This is a genomic window from Gordonia sp. SID5947 (genome assembly GCF_009862785.1).
In the GTDB taxonomy this organism is placed as follows: domain Bacteria; phylum Actinomycetota; class Actinomycetes; order Mycobacteriales; family Mycobacteriaceae; genus Gordonia.
This window is the reverse complement of sequence record NZ_WWHU01000001.1, coordinates 1351910-1370256: the sequence shown is the minus strand read 5'-3', so window position 1 is coordinate 1370256 and position 18347 is coordinate 1351910. Positions and strand designations below refer to the sequence as shown.

At 66.9% G+C, this 18347-nt stretch carries 19 protein-coding genes and 1 pseudogene; 16 read left to right on the top strand and 4 right to left on the bottom strand.

The window, feature by feature from the left end; all coding sequences use genetic code 11:
• Window positions 1-111: 111 nt before the first annotated feature.
• The 7 genes and pseudogenes from GTV32_RS06385 (at window position 112) to proB (ending at window position 8400) form a co-directional block, all read left to right on the top strand.
• Complete coding sequence (locus GTV32_RS06385) at window positions 112-483, top strand: hypothetical protein (protein WP_237421722.1); 372 nt, start codon at window positions 112-114, stop codon at window positions 481-483.
• A 51-nt stretch (window positions 484-534) separates the two neighbouring features.
• Complete coding sequence (gene ndk / locus GTV32_RS06380; RefSeq protein ID WP_161059415.1) at window positions 535-951, top strand: nucleoside-diphosphate kinase; 417 nt, start codon at window positions 535-537, stop codon at window positions 949-951.
• Between the two features lie 415 nt (window positions 952-1366).
• Window positions 1367-4803 (top strand): annotated as a pseudogene (locus GTV32_RS06375) (translation initiation factor IF-2 N-terminal domain-containing protein).
• Window positions 4804-5107: 304 nt separating this feature from the next.
• Window positions 5108-5419: a 50S ribosomal protein L21 gene (gene rplU, locus GTV32_RS06370; RefSeq protein WP_161059414.1), complete on the top strand. Its 312-nt coding sequence runs from the start codon at window positions 5108-5110 to the stop codon at window positions 5417-5419.
• Between the two features lie 36 nt (window positions 5420-5455).
• Window positions 5456-5719, top strand: a complete 264-nt coding sequence (rpmA, locus tag GTV32_RS06365) for a 50S ribosomal protein L27 (protein WP_161059413.1) — start codon at window positions 5456-5458, stop codon at window positions 5717-5719.
• Between the two features lie 96 nt (window positions 5720-5815).
• On the top strand, window positions 5816-7288 hold the full coding sequence (gene obgE, locus GTV32_RS06360) for a GTPase ObgE (protein WP_161059412.1): 1473 nt from the start codon (window positions 5816-5818) through the stop codon (window positions 7286-7288).
• Window positions 7285-8400 (top strand): glutamate 5-kinase, encoded by a 1116-nt coding sequence (gene proB / locus GTV32_RS06355; protein WP_161059411.1) that lies wholly within the window; start codon window positions 7285-7287, stop codon window positions 8398-8400. Before obgE ends, proB begins: the two co-directional genes overlap by 4 nt.
• A gap of 55 nt (window positions 8401-8455) precedes the next feature.
• Here proB and GTV32_RS06350 read toward each other — a convergent pair whose 3' ends face one another.
• From GTV32_RS06350 to ectA, 4 genes are all read right to left on the bottom strand, one after another.
• Complete coding sequence (locus GTV32_RS06350; RefSeq protein WP_161059410.1) at window positions 8456-9367, bottom strand: Sir2 family NAD-dependent protein deacetylase; 912 nt, start codon at window positions 9365-9367, stop codon at window positions 8456-8458.
• A gap of 84 nt (window positions 9368-9451) precedes the next feature.
• The gene (locus GTV32_RS06345) at window positions 9452-9874 is read right to left on the bottom strand and encodes an ectoine synthase (protein ID WP_161059409.1); all 423 of its coding nucleotides are present in this window, start codon (window positions 9872-9874) and stop codon (window positions 9452-9454) included.
• Complete coding sequence (gene ectB / locus GTV32_RS06340; RefSeq protein WP_161059408.1) at window positions 9871-11142, bottom strand: diaminobutyrate--2-oxoglutarate transaminase; 1272 nt, start codon at window positions 11140-11142, stop codon at window positions 9871-9873. Before ectB ends, GTV32_RS06345 begins: the two co-directional genes overlap by 4 nt.
• Window positions 11143-11247: 105 nt before the next feature.
• Complete coding sequence (gene ectA / locus GTV32_RS06335) at window positions 11248-11775, bottom strand: diaminobutyrate acetyltransferase (protein WP_161059407.1); 528 nt, start codon at window positions 11773-11775, stop codon at window positions 11248-11250.
• A 187-nt stretch (window positions 11776-11962) separates the two neighbouring features.
• On the opposite strand from ectA, the gene rsmD reads away from it, so the two are divergent.
• The 9 genes from rsmD to GTV32_RS06290 all read left to right on the top strand — a co-directional run bounded on the left by rsmD (window position 11963) and on the right by GTV32_RS06290 (window position 18317).
• Window positions 11963-12517 carry a 16S rRNA (guanine(966)-N(2))-methyltransferase RsmD gene (gene rsmD / locus GTV32_RS06330; protein WP_161059406.1) on the top strand — a complete coding sequence of 185 codons (555 nt, stop codon included), beginning with the start codon at window positions 11963-11965 and terminating at the stop codon, window positions 12515-12517.
• Window positions 12510-13592: a nitronate monooxygenase gene (locus tag GTV32_RS06325; protein WP_237421488.1), complete on the top strand. Its 1083-nt coding sequence runs from the start codon at window positions 12510-12512 to the stop codon at window positions 13590-13592. The genes rsmD and GTV32_RS06325 overlap by 8 nt, the downstream gene beginning before the upstream one ends.
• A 36-nt stretch (window positions 13593-13628) precedes the next feature.
• Window positions 13629-14117 carry a pantetheine-phosphate adenylyltransferase gene (coaD, locus tag GTV32_RS06320; RefSeq protein WP_161059405.1) on the top strand — a complete coding sequence of 163 codons (489 nt, stop codon included), beginning with the start codon at window positions 13629-13631 and terminating at the stop codon, window positions 14115-14117.
• 111 nt (window positions 14118-14228) lie between these two features.
• The gene (locus GTV32_RS06315) at window positions 14229-15056 is read left to right on the top strand and encodes a DivIVA domain-containing protein (protein WP_161059404.1); all 828 of its coding nucleotides are present in this window, start codon (window positions 14229-14231) and stop codon (window positions 15054-15056) included.
• 180 nt (window positions 15057-15236) lie between these two features.
• Window positions 15237-15818 carry a DUF177 domain-containing protein gene (locus tag GTV32_RS06310; protein WP_343287435.1) on the top strand — a complete coding sequence of 194 codons (582 nt, stop codon included), beginning with the start codon at window positions 15237-15239 and terminating at the stop codon, window positions 15816-15818.
• Between the two features lie 75 nt (window positions 15819-15893).
• Complete coding sequence (gene rnc / locus GTV32_RS06305) at window positions 15894-16580, top strand: ribonuclease III (RefSeq protein WP_202422215.1); 687 nt, start codon at window positions 15894-15896, stop codon at window positions 16578-16580.
• A 13-nt stretch (window positions 16581-16593) separates the two neighbouring features.
• Window positions 16594-17565: a bifunctional DNA-formamidopyrimidine glycosylase/DNA-(apurinic or apyrimidinic site) lyase gene (mutM, locus tag GTV32_RS06300; RefSeq protein WP_161059401.1), complete on the top strand. Its 972-nt coding sequence runs from the start codon at window positions 16594-16596 to the stop codon at window positions 17563-17565.
• Window positions 17562-18029, top strand: a complete 468-nt coding sequence (locus GTV32_RS06295) for an OsmC family protein (protein WP_161059400.1) — start codon at window positions 17562-17564, stop codon at window positions 18027-18029. Before mutM ends, GTV32_RS06295 begins: the two co-directional genes overlap by 4 nt.
• Window positions 18030-18032: 3 nt before the next feature.
• Entirely contained in the window at window positions 18033-18317 is a 285-nt protein-coding gene (locus GTV32_RS06290; RefSeq protein ID WP_161059399.1) for an acylphosphatase, read from the top strand.
• Window positions 18318-18347 lie beyond the last annotated feature (30 nt).

Here is an 18347-nt window from a genome sequence, read left to right as displayed (position 1 = left end):
GCTTGCCGGGGGGCGCTTTTTCGTGCGTTCCCGGTGGTTCCGACTTCCAGTGACGTGAGGAAAAGCTTGTCTGTCAACACCCGCCTTCACCGCCCCCTGGCCGCTGCCGCGATGGCTCTGGCCGTGATCGGATCGTCGCTGGCCGCAGGTACCGCGAATGCCGAACCCCCCGTCGACCCGGCGGACCTGCCGGTCGCCGACGCGCCGATGCCGGTGTCCGAGGGGGAGTACAGCTACCTCGCCACCCACGACCTGACCGTGCGCGCCGCCTCGATGAAGGTCCCCGACGCCGTCGCGTCTCTGCCCGTGCCCGCGCAGTATCGTCCCGCGAACCTGGCGCTCGCCGCCCAGTTCGACATGGCCCTCGCCGGTGCGCTCAAGTCGCCCGGTGGGTGTCTGCAGATCGTCGTGGACCCGAGAGCGAAGTCGGGCAATCTGTTCAACTACGGTTTCTTCCCGGTCGCCGGAACCTACTGCCAGTGACTCGTCCCCCGCGGGGACGGAGTGACCGGTCGACAACGCTAAGGTGACCTCGTGACTGAACGGACTCTGGTACTCATCAAGCCCGACGGCGTCGAGCGGTCGCTGGTCGGCGACATCATCAGCCGGATCGAGCGCAAAGGGCTGACCCTCGTGGCGCTCGAGCTCAAGACCGTGAGCGACGACGTGGCCCGCGGGCATTACGCCGAACACGAGGGCAAGCCTTTCTACCCGTCGTTGCTGGAGTTCATCACCTCCGGCCCCCTGGTCGCCGCCGTGCTCGAAGGTCCGCGTGCGGTGGCCGCGTTTCGGCAGATCGCCGGCGGCACCGACCCGGTCGAGAAGGCGGTTCCCGGGACCATCCGCGGCGACTATGCACTGAGCACCCAGACCAATCTCGTGCACGGCTCGGACTCCCCGGAGTCCGCCGAGCGCGAGATTGCGCTGTGGTTCCCTGACCTGGGCGTCTGACGTCGCTTTCGCCCGCTTTCCTCGCGTCGTGGACACCCCGGCAGCGCGCAAACATGCATAGTGTGCGGGGATCGACTCGTGGTGTGGGATACTTGCACAGTTGTCGGTGACACACTTTGTCGTCGGCATCCGGATGACGCCTCCGGTATCGGTCACCCCGATTACCCGTCTTCCCCATCAGGCTCGGGCTGCCCTGGCAGCCGGACGGCTGCTCGAACGCCCGCGGCCCGATGGCGTGGAAGATCTGACCGGTTGAGGTCATCACAACGCAAGGCGCCGCCTCGTGACCAGTCTTCACAGGTCGCGGAGATGGCGCGAAGACCACATAACACCGGTCCACCAGAGACCGGGACACAGAGTGAAGCCCTCGCGTGGCCGCGTCAGCCTGACGCGCCCGGGGGCTCGAGGAGACTGAGTGACCGACAACGGGTCGCCGGCTGACGCGAACGCATCGTCAGGATCGGCGGAAGAATTTCCCAGCAGGCTTCGCGTGCATGCACTGGCCAGGACCTTGGGCCTGACCAGCAGACAAGTGCTCGCACACCTGACCGAGCTGGGTGTGGAGACACGTAGCCCGCAATCGAGCATCGATCGCGAGGTCGCGCAGCGCGTAGCGGACCGTGTGCGCGCGCACGTCGAGGTCGACGAGGCTGCCGTCGAGGCGGTCGAGGACGCGGCAGACACCGCCGGGACCGCCGAGACCGCACCCGCCGAGTCCGCACCCGCTGACACCACGGCACCTTCGGGCGACGCGGCGGCGGCCGAAGGAACCTCGGACGCCCAGACCGTGGACGGCCCGACCGGAGCCGACGAGCCCGCGACCGGTTCCGGCGCCACCACCGCGGATACCGAGGCCGCAGAGATCGACGAAGAACCGGCCGCGCAAGCACCGGCTGGTGAAGAACCGGCCGACGAGAAACCGGCCGAGCAGCCGAACAAGGCGCCTTCCGAGGCTGCTCCCGCGGCTGCCGGGATGCCGACGTTGTTCTCCTCGGTCGAGCAGACCCAGCACCACCCGATCTCGGCTGCCGAGATCGCGGTGTCGCAACCCCTTTTCCTGTCGCCGCAGGCGGTCGAGCCCGTCAAGCGCGCATCTCGCCAGACCAAGGCCGAGAACTCGGCGGCGCCGGATGGCAAGACCGAACGCAAGGGCGAGGGCACGGGCGAGCGCACGTCGGACGAAGACGCCGTCGACAAGTCGCGCGACGACGACAGCGCGACCGACGACGATTCGGCAGGCGACGGTGACCGTGGCTCGCGTCGACGCCGGCGTGGCCGTCGGGGCCGTGGTCGCGGTCGCGGGGACCAGGCCGATACGGGCGGCGACGACACGTCGGAGGCATCGGACGAGGATGCCGACAACGAGTCCGCCGACTCCACTGCAGACGACAAGAACGCACGTCCGTCCGGCAAGAAGAGCAAGAAGGCGAAGGCGAAGGACACCGACCGCGAAACGGACGACGAGAGCGGGGACGCCGAGGGCGAGGCAGCCGACGACGCGGACGAAGGGTCCAGCTCGGACGATGCCGACCAGAATTCGTCCAAGCGGCGCCGTCGGCGCCGCCGCCGTAAGGGGGGCGCGGATTCGGAGGATGCTTCGCCGGACGACCCGCCGAACACCGTGGTGCACGAGCGGGAACCGCGGAGCAAGCGCGCGCGTGACGAGGTGCAGGGCATCTCCGGATCGACGCGCCTCGAGGCCAAGCGTCAGCGCCGTCGCGACGGTCGTGACGCCGGTCGTCGCCGACCGCCGATCCTGAGTGAGTCGGAGTTCCTGGCGCGCCGCGAGGCGGTCGACCGGGTGATGGTGGTGCGCGAGCGGAGCGCGAACAGCTCGATCGGCGTTGCGGCGAACACCGGCGACGAGGGTCATGAACAGGCCGTGCCGGTCGAGGACTACACGCAGGTCGCGGTGTTGGAGGACGGGGTGCTCGTCGAGCATTTCGTGACCACCGAGACCTCGTCGTCGATGGTCGGCAACATCTACCTCGGTCGCGTGCAGAACGTGCTGCCCGGGATGGAGGCGGCATTCGTCGACATCGGTCGCGGACGCAACGGCGTGCTCTACGCCGGTGAGGTGAACTGGGACGCTGCCGGACTCGATGGCGGCTCCCGCAAGATCGAGCAGGCGCTCAAGCCGGGCGACAACGTGCTGGTCCAGGTCAGCAAGGATCCGGTCGGCCACAAGGGCGCCCGTCTGACGACCCAGATCTCGCTGGCCGGCCGCTACCTCGTGTACGTGCCGGGTGGATCATCGACGGGCATCAGTCGCAAACTGCCCGACGTCGAACGCAAACGACTCAAGAGCATCCTCGGCAAACTCGTTCCCGACGACGCGGGCGTCATCATCCGTACGGCGTCCGAGGGCGTCAGCGCTGAGGACCTCGGCGCGGACATCGAGCGCCTCGAGGGGCAGTGGAAAGAGATCGATGCCGCCGTCGGGAAGGCCAAGGGCGGTTCGGGTTCGACCTCACCCCAGGCCCTCTACGAGGAGCCAGACCTGCTGGTGCGGGTGGTCCGCGACCTGTTCAACGAGGACTTCAAGAAACTCGTCGTCGAGGGCCAGAAGGCGTGGGATCTCGTCCAGCGCTACATCAGCGCGGTCGCACCGGATCTGATGGATCGGGTGGAGCGATTCGAGCGGGCACACGCCGACGCGCCGGACTCGTTCGTCGTGCACCGGATCGATGAGCAGCTCGCGAAGGCGCTCGACCGCAAGGTCTGGTTGCCGTCGGGCGGCACCCTGATCATCGAACACACCGAGGCCATGACGGTGGTCGACGTGAACACCGGAAAGTTCACCGGGTCCGGCGGCAATCTCGAAGAGACCGTCACCCGCAACAACCTCGAGGCCGCCGAGGAGATCGTGCGCCAGATGCGGCTGCGCGACATCGGCGGCATGATCATCGTCGACTTCATCGACATGGTCCTCGAATCGAACCGGGACCTCGTGCTGCGGCGCCTCACGGAGGCACTCGCGCGTGACCGGACCAGGCACCAGGTCTCGGAGGTGACTTCGCTGGGCCTGGTTCAGATGACGCGTAAGCGCCTCGGTACCGGTCTGCTCGAGGCCTTCTCGACGACCTGTGCCCATTGCAGCGGACGCGGCATCATCGTGCACGCGAATCCGGTCGAGGTCCGTTCCGACGATGCCGCGCGCTCCGACGGTGGCGGAGGCTCCAAGCGCTCCAGGCGTAACCGGCGCAAGACAGAAGCGGCGCCCGATACGCAGAAGCCGACACACCATCCGGCCGAGCATCCGATGTTCCGGGCGATGGCGGCGCACTCCCATGATCACGAGGGCGAGCACGGTTCGCCCGAGGGCCACGGAGAATCGGTCAGCACGACCGATGGGCGGCGGAGCGGTCTGATGCCGGTCATCAGGTGGATTCGGCAGTAAAGGTCGAGAAGGCCGAGAAGGCCGACAAGGTCGAGAAGGCCGACAAGGTCGAGAAGGCCGAGAACGCCGACAAGGCAGAGAAGTCCGGGACGACCGACAGCGCCGAGGTCACCAAGACCGGCGACGTGGCGGTACCCGAGACCGCGCAGCCGGCGGGAGACCGGGTGACCGAGAGCGCAGCGGACGCGCCGAGCACGCCCGACGCCTCGCACAAGCGACAGGCCTCGTCCGGCGCGACCAAACGCCGGCGTCGGGTCGTCCGGCAGGCGGCCGCACCGCCGACAACGTCGGAGCCGGTGGTCCTCACCGCCGATACGTCGTCGTCGGCGCCGAAGACCACCTTCGGTCCGATGAGCGGAGCGACGTCGTCCGAAGCGGCCGTCGCGGTCCGACGTCGGCCTCGGCGGCGGACGGCAGGCCGGCCGGCCGGCCCGCCGCCTGCGGAGGAATGAGGATGCCGACCCGCTGTGAGCAGGCCGGGAGCGTCTACGCGAGTTTGACCGGACCGACAGCGGTCCCGTAATCTTGATTGGTCGCCTTCCGCGGAGGGCTTGCGCTGTGCCCGGAACGCCCAGGAGGACCTGGGAGCCGGCATTCACGTGAGATCCGATGGCAGGCATCTGGTGTGATCCGTAGTGACTCCCCGGCGTAGATGCGGGGCTGACGTGCGGCCCGTACCAGGCACGCACCACCCACACACCCCCGGTGCGCAACAGCGCCGTGGGTCCGACAGACGAGTTAAAGAGGACAGCTTCGATGGCAACGTACGCGATCGTCAAGACCGGCGGTAAGCAGTACAAGGTCGCTGAGGGCGACATTGTGAAGGTCGAGAAGATCGACAGCGAGCCGGGCAGCAGCGTGAGCCTGCCGGTCGCGCTGGTCGTCGATGGCTCGAACCTCACCACCGATGCGGACAAGTTGGCGAAGATCTCTGTGACCGGTGAGGTCGTCGAGCACGTCAAGGGCCCGAAGATCCGCATCCACAAGTTCAAGAACAAGACCGGCTACCACAAGCGCCAGGGTCACCGTCAGAAGCTGACGGTCCTCAAGGTCACCGGTATCAAGTAACTCGATTCCCGCACGTACCTCAGGAGGACTGCAGAGATGGCACACAAGAAGGGCGCGTCCAGCTCGCGCAACGGTCGTGATTCAAACGCCCAGCGGCTCGGCGTGAAGCGTTTCGGTGGACAGAAGGTCAGCGCAGGCGAGATCCTGGTCCGTCAGCGCGGAACCAAGTTCCACCCGGGCGTCAACGTCGGTCGCGGTGGCGACGACACCCTGTTCGCCCTGGAGACCGGCTCGGTCGAGTTCGGCACCAAGCGTGGCCGCAAGACGGTCAACATCGTCCCGGAGACCGCGTCGGTCTGACCGGACGCCGGGAGCACGTTCAGCTCTACACAGGGCGGGCATGGGTCATGACGTACCCGGCCCGCCCTGCTTGTTTTCTCAGGAAGGAAGTCACCGATGTCTCGGTTCGTCGACCGCGTGACGATTCACGTCGCAGCGGGCAACGGCGGCCACGGCTGCTCGTCGGTGCACCGCGAGAAGTTCAAGCCGCTCGGTGGTCCCGACGGCGGTAACGGCGGAAACGGCGGCTCGGTCCGTCTCGTCGTCGACCCGCAGGTACACACGCTGCTCGACTTCCACTTCCGACCGCACGCCAAAGCGTCCAACGGCAAGCCGGGTGCGGGCGACAACCGCGACGGCGCCACCGGAGACGACCTCGTGCTGCAGGTCCCCGACGGCACCGTCGTGCTGGACCAGAACGGCAAGATCCTCGCCGACCTGGTCGGCGAGGGCACCACGTTCGAGGCCGCGCAGGGTGGTCGTGGGGGATTGGGCAATGCCTCGTTGGCGTCCAAGGCGCGCAAGGCCCCGGGGTTCGCCCTGCTCGGCGAGGACGGACAACACCGCGACCTCGTCCTCGAGCTGAAGTCGGTCGCCGACGTAGGGTTGGTGGGTTTCCCGTCGGCCGGTAAGTCGTCGTTGGTGTCGGTGCTGTCGGCGGCCAAGCCGAAGATCGCCGACTACCCGTTCACCACACTTGCGCCGAATCTCGGGGTCGTGCAGACGGCGGGCGACGTGTTCACCATCGCCGACGTTCCCGGCCTGATCCCGGGCGCCTCGACCGGACGCGGACTGGGGCTGGAGTTTCTTCGCCACCTGGAGCGCTGCGCAGTCCTCGCGCACGTCGTCGACTGCGCCACCCTGGAACCCGGTCGTGATCCGATCTCCGACATCGATGCCCTCGAGGCCGAGCTGGCCGCGTATCAGCCCGCCCTCGACACCGACCACAGCCTCGGCGACCTCGCTGCGCGTCCGCGCGTGGTGATCCTGAACAAGATCGACGTACCCGACGCTTCGGACCTGGCCGATCTCGTCGAACCGGAACTCGCACAACGTGGTTGGCCGATCTTCCGGATCTCTGCCGTCTCCCACGAGGGGTTGCGCGAACTCACCTTCGCACTCGCGAAGATGGTCACCGACTATCGCGAGAGTCATCCCAAGCCGCAACCGCGCCGTCAGATCATCCGACCCAAGGCGGTCGACGAGGCGGGGTTCAGTGTCTCGGCCGATCCCGATGTCGAAGGCGGGTTCATCGTGCGCGGTACCCGGCCCGAGCGCTGGATCGCGCAGACCCAGTTCGACAACGACGAGGCCGTCGGTTACCTCGCCGACCGGCTCAACCGGCTCGGCGTGGAGGACGAACTCGTCCGGTTGGGTGCCAAACCCGGGGCGCCCGTGACCATCGGCGACGTGTCGTTCGACTGGGAGCCGATGACCCCGATGGGCGACGACGTCCCCATCACCGGGCGCGGCACAGACATCCGGCTCGACCGCAACGATCGCGTCGGAGCGGCCGAGCGCAAGCAGGCCCGACGGTTGCGTCGTGGCGTGCCACAGGCCGATGAGGACGGCGAACAGGGCCTCCGGTGAGCGACGTCCGGGAACGGATCGCCCGCGCCCGTAGTGTGGTGGTCAAGATCGGGTCGTCGGCGCTGACCGATCTGCACGAGGGCTTGGACCGGGGCCGCCTCGACCGTCTCGCCGATGCGCTGGAAGCGCGGATGCGTGCGGGTTCGGATGTGATCGTGGTGTCGTCGGGGGCCATCGGAGCGGGGATCGCACCACTGGGTCTGAAGCGCAGACCGACGGATCTCGCGACCAAGCAGGCCGCAGCGAGTGTCGGCCAGCTGGCGCTCGCGCATGCATGGGGGACCTCGTTCCATCGTTACGGCCGCACCGTCGGTCAGGTGTTGCTCACCGCCGACGACATCTCGAACCGCGCCCACCACGCGAATGCCCAACGGACACTTGATCGTCTGCGTTCACTCGGTGCTGTCGCGGTGGTGAACGAGAACGACACCGTGGCGACCACCGAGATCCGCTTCGGCGACAACGACCGCCTCGCTGCCCTCGTCGCCCATCTCGCCGGTGCCGACGCGCTGGTCCTGTTGTCCGATGTCGACGGCCTCTACGACGGTGACCCCCGCAGGGTGGGCGCCGACGGCCGGCGGGCGCGACTGATCCCCGAGGTCCACGGGCCGGAAGATCTCGACGGCGTGATCGCCGGCTCCGGAGGGGCACTGGGTACAGGCGGAATGGCCTCCAAGCTCGCCGCTGCGCGGCTGTCGGCCGATGCCGGGGTGCCGGTGCTGCTCGCGGCCGCCGAGCAGGCAGCGCAGGCACTGGCCGACGCCTCTGTCGGGACCGCTTTCGCGGCACGCGACGAACGTCTCTCGGCGCGGCGTTTCTGGGTACGGCATGCTGCGGATGCGCGCGGACAACTCGTCCTCGACGACGGCGCGGTCGCGGCGGTGGCCCGACGACGCCGGTCGCTGCTCGCTGCCGGCATCGTCGGCGTCAACGGACGGTTCTACGGCGGAGATGTGGTGGAACTCGTCGACCTCACCGGAGCGATCCGGGCACGCGGCGTCGTCGCGTATGACTCCGACGACATCTCGCTCGCGGTGGGGCGGTCGACCGCCGATCTGCCTCCCGAGCTCCGTCGGCCGGTGATCCACGCCGACGATCTCGTCGCGCTCTGACCGATCGGCGCCACCTGTACGGACTCGTCCGGATGATTGCGCGCGGCGAGGCGGCTCAGCGCGCGTGCTGCAGCGCGCACCCGCGGGTCGCCGACGCTGCGAGCGCCGGGAGCACGACGGATGCCAGATGATCGATCTTGAGATCGGCGATGGCGTCGGCGCGGGTTGCGCCGCGGTTGACGACGGCCACTTGCTTGCCGGTGCGGTGTGCATGACGCGCGAAACGCAGACCACTCATCACGGTCAGTGACGAACCTACGACGAGCAGTGCGTCCGCCTCATCGACCATCGAAAAGGCGTGGCGGACCAAAGGTTTGGGAACGCTCTCGCCGAAATAGACGATGTCGGGTTTGACGATGCCGCCGCATCGTGGGCAGTCGATCATCCGGAAATCACTGGTGTCGTCGATCGCCGCGTCCGCGTCGGGTGCAACCTCGATCGCGCCGCGACCACGAACCCGTTCGTCGAATCCCTTGTTGAGGGTGTCGAGTTCGCGGGCGAGTCGGTGACGGGATATCAGCCACTCGCAATCCAGGCAGCGGACGCGTCCGTAGCATCCGTGGAGTTCCACGACCTTGCGGGTGCCGGCCTTGGTGTGCAGCATGTCGACGTTCTGGGTGATCACGCCGGTGAGGACGCCGCGGCGTTGGAGTTCGGTCAGCGCGCGATGGGCGGCGTTGGGCCGCGCAGCATCCATGTGCCGCCAGCCGAGGTGATTGCGGGCCCAGTAGTGGCGGCGGAACGCCGGCGACGACAGGAACATCTCCAGTGTCATCGGGGTGTGTAGCGGGGCACCGGGGCTGCGATAGTCGGGGATTCCGGAATCCGTGGAGATCCCGGCACCGGTGAGCGCCACGACCCGGCGTCCGTCGAGCAGTCCGCACAACTTGTCGATGCGTTCGTCTACGTCTGCGTCGACATCTGTCGGCTCGGCAGGTTCCCAACCGATCTGCAGTCGCGTGCGCATCCCGCCAAGGGTAGCCGCACGCGCAGAGGGTCCGCCACGACGTTCGCGTCGTGGCGGACCCTCTGCGCGTGTGTGGCAGACCGGCTAGACGGTGCTGTGCTTGCCTGTCGGCGCCGGCACGGCGACCAGCGGGTAAACCCCGTTCTCGTCGTGCACCTCGGTGCCGACGACGGGCGGGTTGAAGACGCACAGCATGCGCATCTGTGTATCCGCCGTGACCTGATGGTCATCATGCTCGTTCAGCAGGTACATGGTGCCGGGGGCGAGCGGATAGGTCTTGCCGGTGCCCTTGTCGAGCAGGGTCCCGGTGCCCTCCACCAGCCACACGGCCTCGATGTGGTTGGCGTAGTGGAAGTTGTTCACCGATCCGGCGTCGATGGTCGTCTCGTGGAAGGAGAAGCCGACCCCGTCGCCACCCAGCACGATGCGTTTGGACACCCAGTTGCCGAGCGGATCCGCGACCTCGCGTTCGGTGCCGGTGATTTCCTCTGTGGTACGAACGATCATCCGATGACCTCCTTGACTGAATTGCTGATGATCTCCAGTCCGCGACCCAGGTCGTCGGTCGAGATCGTCAGCGCGGGAAGAAGTTTGACGACCTCATCGGAAGGCCCGGAGGTCTCGGCGAGCAGCCCGGCACCGAATGCCGATGCGCACACCTTGCTGGCGGTGGCGGCCTCCTCGAAGACGAGTCCGCGAACCATGCCGCGGCCGCGGGTGCTGATGCCCTCGTACCGGTCGGCCAGTTCGCTGAACGCGGTGTTGATCTGCTCGCCCTTGGCGAACACCTCCTTGGTGAGCTTGTCGTCGCTCCAGAAGTGCTCGATGGTCTTGGTGCCCGTGACGAACGCCGGGTTGTTGCCGCGGAACGTGCCGTTGTGCTCACCCGGCGTCCAGACGTCGAGTTCAGGCTTGAACAGGGTCAGCGCCAAGGGCAGGCCATACCCGCTGATCGACTTCGACAAGGTGACGATGTCGGGCTTGATGCCGGCCTCCTCGAATGAGAAGAACTCACCGGTGCGGCCGCAGCCCATCTGCACGTCGTCGACGATCAGCAAGATGTCGCGACGTTCGCAGAGCTCCGACAACGCGCGCAGCCACTCCATACGAGCGACATTGACGCCGCCCTCGCCCTGCACGGTCTCCACGATCACCGCGGCGGGCCGATTGAGACCGCTGCCGGAATCGTCGAGGACACGCTCGAACCAGCCGAAGTCCTCGGTGACGCCGCCGAAGTAGTTGTCGAACGGCATCGGGGTGGCGTGCACCAGCGGAATGCCGGCGCCTGCGCGCTTCATCGAGTTGCCGGTCACCGAGAGGGATCCCAGCGTCATACCGTGAAAAGCGTTGGTGAAACTGATGATCGACTCACGGCCGGTCACCTTGCGTGCCAACTTGAGCGCGGCCTCGACCGCGTTCGTGCCGGTGGGGCCGGGGAACTGGATCTTGTAGTCCAGTCCGCGCGGCGCGAGGATCTTCTGCGTGAAGGCCTCGATGAACTTTCCCTTGGCGACGGTGGCCATGTCGAGACCGTGGGTGATGCCGTCATCGGAAATGTAGTCCAGCAGAGCCGATTTCATGATCGGGTTGTTGTGCCCGTAGTTCAGTGAGCCGGCTCCGGCGAAGAAGTCCAGGTATTCGCGACCGGTGGTGTCGGTCATCCATGAACCGCTCGCGCGGGTGAACACCGCCGGCCAGCTACGGCAATAGCTGCGGACTTCCGACTCGTGTTGGGTGAAGACCGAATCATCAACGGTCTGATCGAGAAGCTCCATCGTGACTTCCCCCTTTTGTGTTTGACGATCAATGGATGGCGGCGGCCGAGTATGCCGGTGACCCGGAATGGCGGCACCGCCGAGTTTCACAATTGTTGTGCGAAATCAGAATTCGGAAACTGTTGGTTCGAGGATGTAGAGATCCTCGGGCTCGTGGGCGTCCGGGAACTGTTCTGCTGCGAACAGATCCCGTCGTTCGAATCGAAGACCACGCGCATCGGCGACGGACTCGAACAAACGTTGCGAGGCGCCGTTGTCGGGGCTGATCGTGGTGTGCATCGCCACCACTCCGGACCGCTGGGTGCGCTCCAGTAGACGGTGCAGCATGGTGCCGGCGATGCCGTGACCACGGTAATTGTCGTCCACCGCAACCTGCCAGACCATGATGGTCGACGGGTCGGTCTGACGGCGATATCCGGTGACGAAACCGACCGGATGGCCATCGACCTCGGCGATGATGGACGTGTTGGCGAAATCGTGACACCACAGAACATAGGCATAACTCGAGTTGACGTCGAGAACCTTTGAGTCCGAGGCGATTTCCCACAGTCGCATACCGTCGTCGGCGGTGGGCTGTCGATATTCGACAGCAAGGGCAGTTGCTGGGGCCGTTCTTGTTTGGGACGGGCTCATGACCTTTTTGACGTTAACAATGTGTGTCGGCGAAGTCATCTAGCAGCGGAAATCGGTCGGCGAAAGCCCTACCTTCCGCCTGTTCAGCGCAGGTTTGTGAAGTGGGTCACATTGATGTCACCCGGTGCCCCTGCGGAGCGGCGGGGCGGACGTCCTCGGCAGCGGTCCGGAGCGCAGAATGAGGGCAATGACCAGAATCATCGCCGGTGACTCCCGCGGGCGCAGATTGTCCGTTCCTGACAACGGTACGCGTCCGACGTCCGATCGTGTCCGGGAAGCCGTCTTCAACATGATCTCCGCGCGGTTCGACCTCGCCGGTGCCCGTGTCCTCGATCTGTACGCGGGCTCGGGCGCACTCGCCATCGAGGCGCTCTCGCGCGGTGCGGAACACGCGACCCTGGTGGATTCCCGGCGCCGCGCGACGTCGGTGATCGGTGCCAACCTCGACGCCTGCGGAAAGTCCGGATCGGCCGTGGTGATCACGCGCCCAGTGGGGTCGTTCCTGTCGGCGCCGCCCCCCGGCAGATTCGACCTGGTCTTCCTGGACCCGCCGTACGACCAGGCGAACGACGAGATGGCGTCGGACCTCGCGGCGGTCGGGGAGGCGTGGCTCGCCGACGATGGCGTCGTGGTGGTCGAGCGGAGTGCGCGGGCGCCGCTGACCCGATGGCCGGCCGGGATGACCGTGCTCGTCGAGAAGGTCTATGGGGATACGCGAGTGGAGGTGGCCGAACATGCCTGACCGAGGCGATGGTGTCGAACCGATGCGGATCGGATCATTGCAGGTCCCGGTGCCCATCCTTTGCGCGCCGATGGCCGGTGGTCCGTCGACGCCCGCGTTGGTTGCGGCGGTTGGTGCAGCTGGTGGACTGGGTTGGCTTCCCGCGGGTTACCTGACCCCCGAGGCCCTGGACGACATGGTCGCCGAACTCGAGCGGCGGTCGGACCGGCCCTACGGGGTGAACCTCTTTCTCTCCGGTCCGGAGCCCGAGGGGGACGTCGACGATCAGGTGCAGGCCTACATCGACGGCCTCCGTCCTGAGGCGCAACGATATGGGGTGGCGCCGGGGGAGCCGCGTTTCACCGACGAGCACGTCGCCGAGAAGCTCGAGATCCTGGCTCGGCATCGGCCCGCGATCGTCAGCTTCACCTTCGGCGACCCGGGCACCACGGTGGTCTCGCGCGTTCATCGAGAACTCGGTGTCCCGGTGGCGGTGACCGTGACCTCAGAGGCGGAGGCCAGAACGGCGGTGGCATCGGGTGCCGACGCGCTGGTGGCGCAGGGGATCGAGGCAGGCGGCCACCGCGGACTGTGGTTCGACGACCCGGCCGAGCCCGACGGGGGCCCGCGCACGACAACCGCCGAGCTCGTCCGAAAGCTTGTCGACGTCGTCGATGTCCCGGTGATCGCGGCGGGTGGCATCACCGACGGCGCCGCGATCGGAGCTCTGTTGGCGGCGGGCGCGGTCGGTGCTCAGTTGGGGACCGCGTTTCTGTGCTGCGACGAGGCGGGGACATCGGAGCCGCATTGTCGTGCGTTGCTGGACGCTCGCTATTCCGACACGCTGGTGACGCGAGCCTTCTCGGGGCGTTCGGCACGGTCGCTGCGCAATGGCTTCACCGAGCGGCATCCTGAAGCGCCGCCGCACTATCCGCATATTCATCACGTGACGAAACCGATCCGATCTGCGGCGACCGCGGCCGGCGAGGCCGACGACATCAACCTGTGGGCTGGGACGGGTTGGCGGTCGGTGACCGCCGGTCCGGCGGCCGATCTCATGGCGCGTCTCACCGGGGAGCTGAATGCCGGGCCATGACCCGAGCGGTGGCGGCCGCTCGCGTAGATTCCGGATATGACCTCAGCTGTCTTCCCCGGATCCTTCGACCCGTTCACCGTTGGTCACCGCTACATCGTGGAGCGAGCGGCCGCCCGGTTCGATTCCCTCGTCGTCACCGTGGTGGTGAATCCGAACAAGCAGGGGATGTTCGGAGTCGACGAACGGATCGCCCTCATCCGCGAGGACTGTGCCGATCTCCCGAACGTGCGGGTGGACAGGTGGACCGGATTGCTCGTCGACTACACCCGCAACGAGGGGATCGACACCATCGTGAAGGGTCTGCGGTCGGGTACCGACTTCGACTACGAGGTGCCGATGGCGCAGATGAACCGCGATCTCACCGATGTCGAGACGATGTTCCTGCTGACCGATCCGCGATTCGCGCATGTGTCGAGTTCGCTGGTCAAAGAGGTCGCCAAGCTCGGCGGCGACGTCGTGCCGTTCCTCTCGCCGAAGATCCACGAGCGGCTGCAGGCCCGGTTGGCGGGGGAGCAGCGAATCTGACGTCCCCGCGACACACCCCGTGCGCCTCACTAATCACAGACGCACCATTCGGCACAATGGTCACAGTTGTTTCAGTGGCAGACCGAAGGCATACGCCGGATTGGGGTAGCTGTGTACCGGGTTTTTGAAGCGCTCGACGAACTCGTCGCGATTGTCGAGGAAGCGCGAAGCGTCCCGATGACCGCGGGCTGCGTCGTTCCGCGAGGCGATGTCCTCGAACTTCTCGATGACATCAAGGATTCGATCCCAGGCGAGCTCGACGATGCCCAGGACGTGCTCGACCAGCGCGATTCGCTCGTCGGCAACGCGCGCGAGCACGCGGAGAACGTCATCAGCAAGGCCGATTCGGAATCCGAGGCGGTGATGGGCCACGCCAGGGCCGAGGCCGACCGCATCCTGTCCGAGGCCAAGGCGCAGGCAGATCGCATGGTCGACGAGGCCGGCGCCCACGGCAACCAGCTCGTCGACGAGGCGACCGCGGAGGCCCATCGCCTGTCGACGAGCGCGGCTCGCGAGTTCGAGGCCGTCACCGGACGTGCCCGGGCGGAGGCGCAGCGGACCATCGACTCGGCCAACAACACCTACGACAAGTCGGTTGCCGACGGCATCGCCGAGCAGCAGCGACTGGTTTCGGAGGCAGAGGTGGTCGCCGCATCCAAGTCCGAGGCGGAACGCATCATCGATGCGGCCCACGCCGAGGCCGACCGACTGCGCGGTGATTGCGACATCTACGTCGACGAGAAGCTCGCGCAGTTCGAGGAGATCCTCACCGGCACACTGCGTTCGGTGAACCGGGGTCGCCACCAACTGCGTACCGGTGCCGGAATGCACGACTACGTCGAGTACCCGCGCAGCGTGGACGAGCCGCCTGCGCCGCGGGGAGGGTCGTCGTCGAGCCGAGACGTCGCCGACGAGCAGGGTTCGCGTCTGGCCGTGTGAGGCGATCTGCCCGACCTCGGATGATTGGTGCGCATGTCGTTCGAACACCCCGCAGGTCGGGCGTATCGTGCAACTGTGTCTGAACATGCAACGAGCCGCGGGACCGCCGCGGGCGAGTCGGTGTCTCCCGACGGCCCGCTCAGTGGTCGACAACGACAGACGCCCGAGTCGGCAGCAGCCGTGCGCGATCCCTTCGTCCTCGACATAAGGTCCCTCGGGCGCCGCCCCGGGACGATGTCCGAGGTCCACCGCACCGCGGTCGCCCCCGATCGCCTGGGCGTCGACATGATCGCGATCCCCGAGGACTCCGAGGTCGACCTCGATCTGCGGCTGGAATCGGTCAGCGAAGGCGTGCTGGTGACCGGGACGGTGAGCGGGGAGACCGCTGGGCAGTGCTCGCGCTGCCTGGAACCCGTCGACGGCACCGTGACGGTCTTCCTCACCGAGCTGTTCGCCTATCCCGACAGTGAGACGGAACAGACCACCGACGCCGAGGACATCCACCGGATCGAGGATGATCGCATCGACCTGGAGCAATCGATCATCGACGCCGTGGCACTCGAACTCCCGATGTCGCCACTGTGTTCGGACGACTGCGAAGGGCTGTGCCCGGAATGTGGCGTTCGACTCGCCGTCGCCGAACCCGGACACGCCCACGAGGTCATCGACCCGCGTTGGGCTGCGTTACGGGAGAAGTTCGGCGCCGCGGAGGAGACCTCCCGGGACGCATCCGAACCGTCGGACGACAAAGGCGGTGACTGAGCCGTCGTGGCCGAAGGACATGGCGCGACCGACGAGTCGACGCGGACCGGGACCACCGACAGCGGATTCGGGGATCTGCTCACCGCCGTTCGCGGAGAGCTGTCGCCGGAGATGCTCACCCTCGCACTGACCCATCGTTCCTACGCGTACGAGAACGGCGGTCTGCCCACCAACGAACGCCTGGAATTCCTGGGCGATTCGGTGCTCGGCGTGGTCATCACCGAGCGTCTCTACCTCCGATATCCGGACAAGTCCGAGGGTGAACTCGCGAAGATCCGGGCGAGCGTGGTCAACATGCATGCGCTCGCCGATGTGGCGCGTGGCCTTGGTCCCGGCGGTCTCGGCCGTCATCTCTACCTGGGCCGCGGTGAGGAGATGACGGGCGGTCGCGACAAGGACAGCATTCTCGCCGATGGTCTGGAGTCGTTGCTCGGTGCGCTGTACCTCGAGCACGGGTTGGCCGAGTGCCAGACCATCATCCTCGGTTTGTTCGACGAGATCATCGGGCACGCAGGTCATCTCGGTGCCGGGCTGGACTGGAAGACTTCGTTGCAGGAACTCTCGGCCGAACACGGGTTCGGTCCGCCGCACTATCAGATCTCGTCGACCGGTCCCGACCACAACAAGGAATTCACCGCCACCGCCGTGATCGCCGGCGAGGGGCTCGGCGAGGGCAGTGGGCGGACGAAGAAAGAGGCCGAGCAGAAGGCCGCGGCCCTGGCCTGGCAGGTGCTGACCGACCGCGCCGCGGCCGCCAACTGATCGGCGGAACCCGGTGCCAGAGCTCCCCGAGGTCGAGACCGTTCGGCGCGGCCTCGCCGACCACGTCGCGGGCCGACAGATCGTCGCCGTCGAGGTGTTGCATCCACGATCGGTCCGGCGGCATCTCGGTGGCGGCACCGATCTCGCCGGCCGCCTGACGGGCAAGACCGTCACCGGTGCCCACCGACGCGGCAAATATCTGTGGCTCGATCTCGGCGACGACGCCGACGGATTCCCGGTGGTCGTCCATCTGGGTATGAGCGGTCAGATGCTCATCACCGAAGCCGGTGCCCCCGACCATGTTCACCTCCGAATTCGTGCCACCCTCGACGATGGCAACGAGCTGCGGTTCGTGGACCAGCGGACCTTCGGCGGCTGGCATGTCGACGAGTATCTGGGACCGCCGGTCGCCGACGGGGGTTCGCTGCCCGAATCGATCGCGCACATCGCACCCGACCCCTTCGATCCGTCGTTCGATCCGGCGGCCGTCGTCGTCGCGATCAGAGCGCGGCACTCGGAGATCAAGCGCGTGCTCCTCGACCAGACCGTCATCTCCGGCGTCGGCAACATCTATGCCGATGAGGCGTTGTGGCGCAGTCGAATCCATGGAACGCGAATGGCCGATCGCTTGAGCCGGGCGAAGATCGTGGACCTTGTGGCGTCGGTCACCGACGTGATGAGCGAGGCCCTCGTCGTCGGCGGGACGTCGTTCGACTCGTTGTACGTCAACGTGAACGGTCAGTCGGGCTACTTCGAACGGTCACTCAACGCGTACGGACGCGAAGGTCTGCCGTGCCGGCGTTGCGGCGCGATCATGCGCCGCGAACAGTTCATGAATCGCAGCTCGTACTATTGCCCGCGATGCCAGCGACGTGAACCGGCCCGGAAGCAATCCGCACCAGTTCGCGTTGTGGGTGCGGCAGAGACCGCGGCGGCAAGGGCCATCGGCGGGACCCGACGAAAAGGATCGAATCAGCGACCATGACGACCGATCAGCAGACCACGCAGCCAGCGCCCGAGGGGCCGTCGGCCCACCGTCCTCACACCGACCTGTGGGTCGAACGGACCGGAAACCGTCGCTACACGGGGCGGAGCTCTCGTGGCGCCGAGGTCCTGGTCGGGTCCGAGGATGTCGAGGGCGTGTTCACCCCCGGGGAACTGCTCAAGATCGCGTTGGCCGCCTGTACGGGCATGTCGTCGGACCGGCCGCTCTCGCGACGGCTCGGTGACGACTACGACGCAACCGTCCGGGTGAGCGGCGCCGCCGATCGTGAGAACGAGCGTTACCCGGTCCTCGACGAGGTCCTCGAGGTCGATCTGTCGGAGCTCGACGACGCTGCTGCCGAGCGGCTGCTGGTGGTCGTCGAGCGCGCGATCGATGCGGTGTGCACCGTCGGGCGGACGATCAAGGCCGGCGCCACCGTGAATCTCGCGATCGAGACCGACTGAGCAATGTCCGACAACGGCGACGTCCGGCTCACCGCGTACGTGCACGGACATGTTCAGGGTGTCGGGTTTCGCTGGTGGACGCGCTCTCGGGCGCTCGAACTCGGGCTCGTCGGCTATGCCGCAAATCTGGCTGACGGACGTGTCCTCGTGGTCGCGGAAGGGTCCAGGGACGCGGCCGACGCGTTGCTGGCCCTGTTGAGGTCGGGGGAGACCGCTGGGTCGGTCGACCTCGTCGTCGAGCGGTTCGAGGGCGCACGCGGCGACCTGAACGGGTTCGTCGAGCGCTGACGGCCGTCGCCGGCGGCCATCCGGCGCACG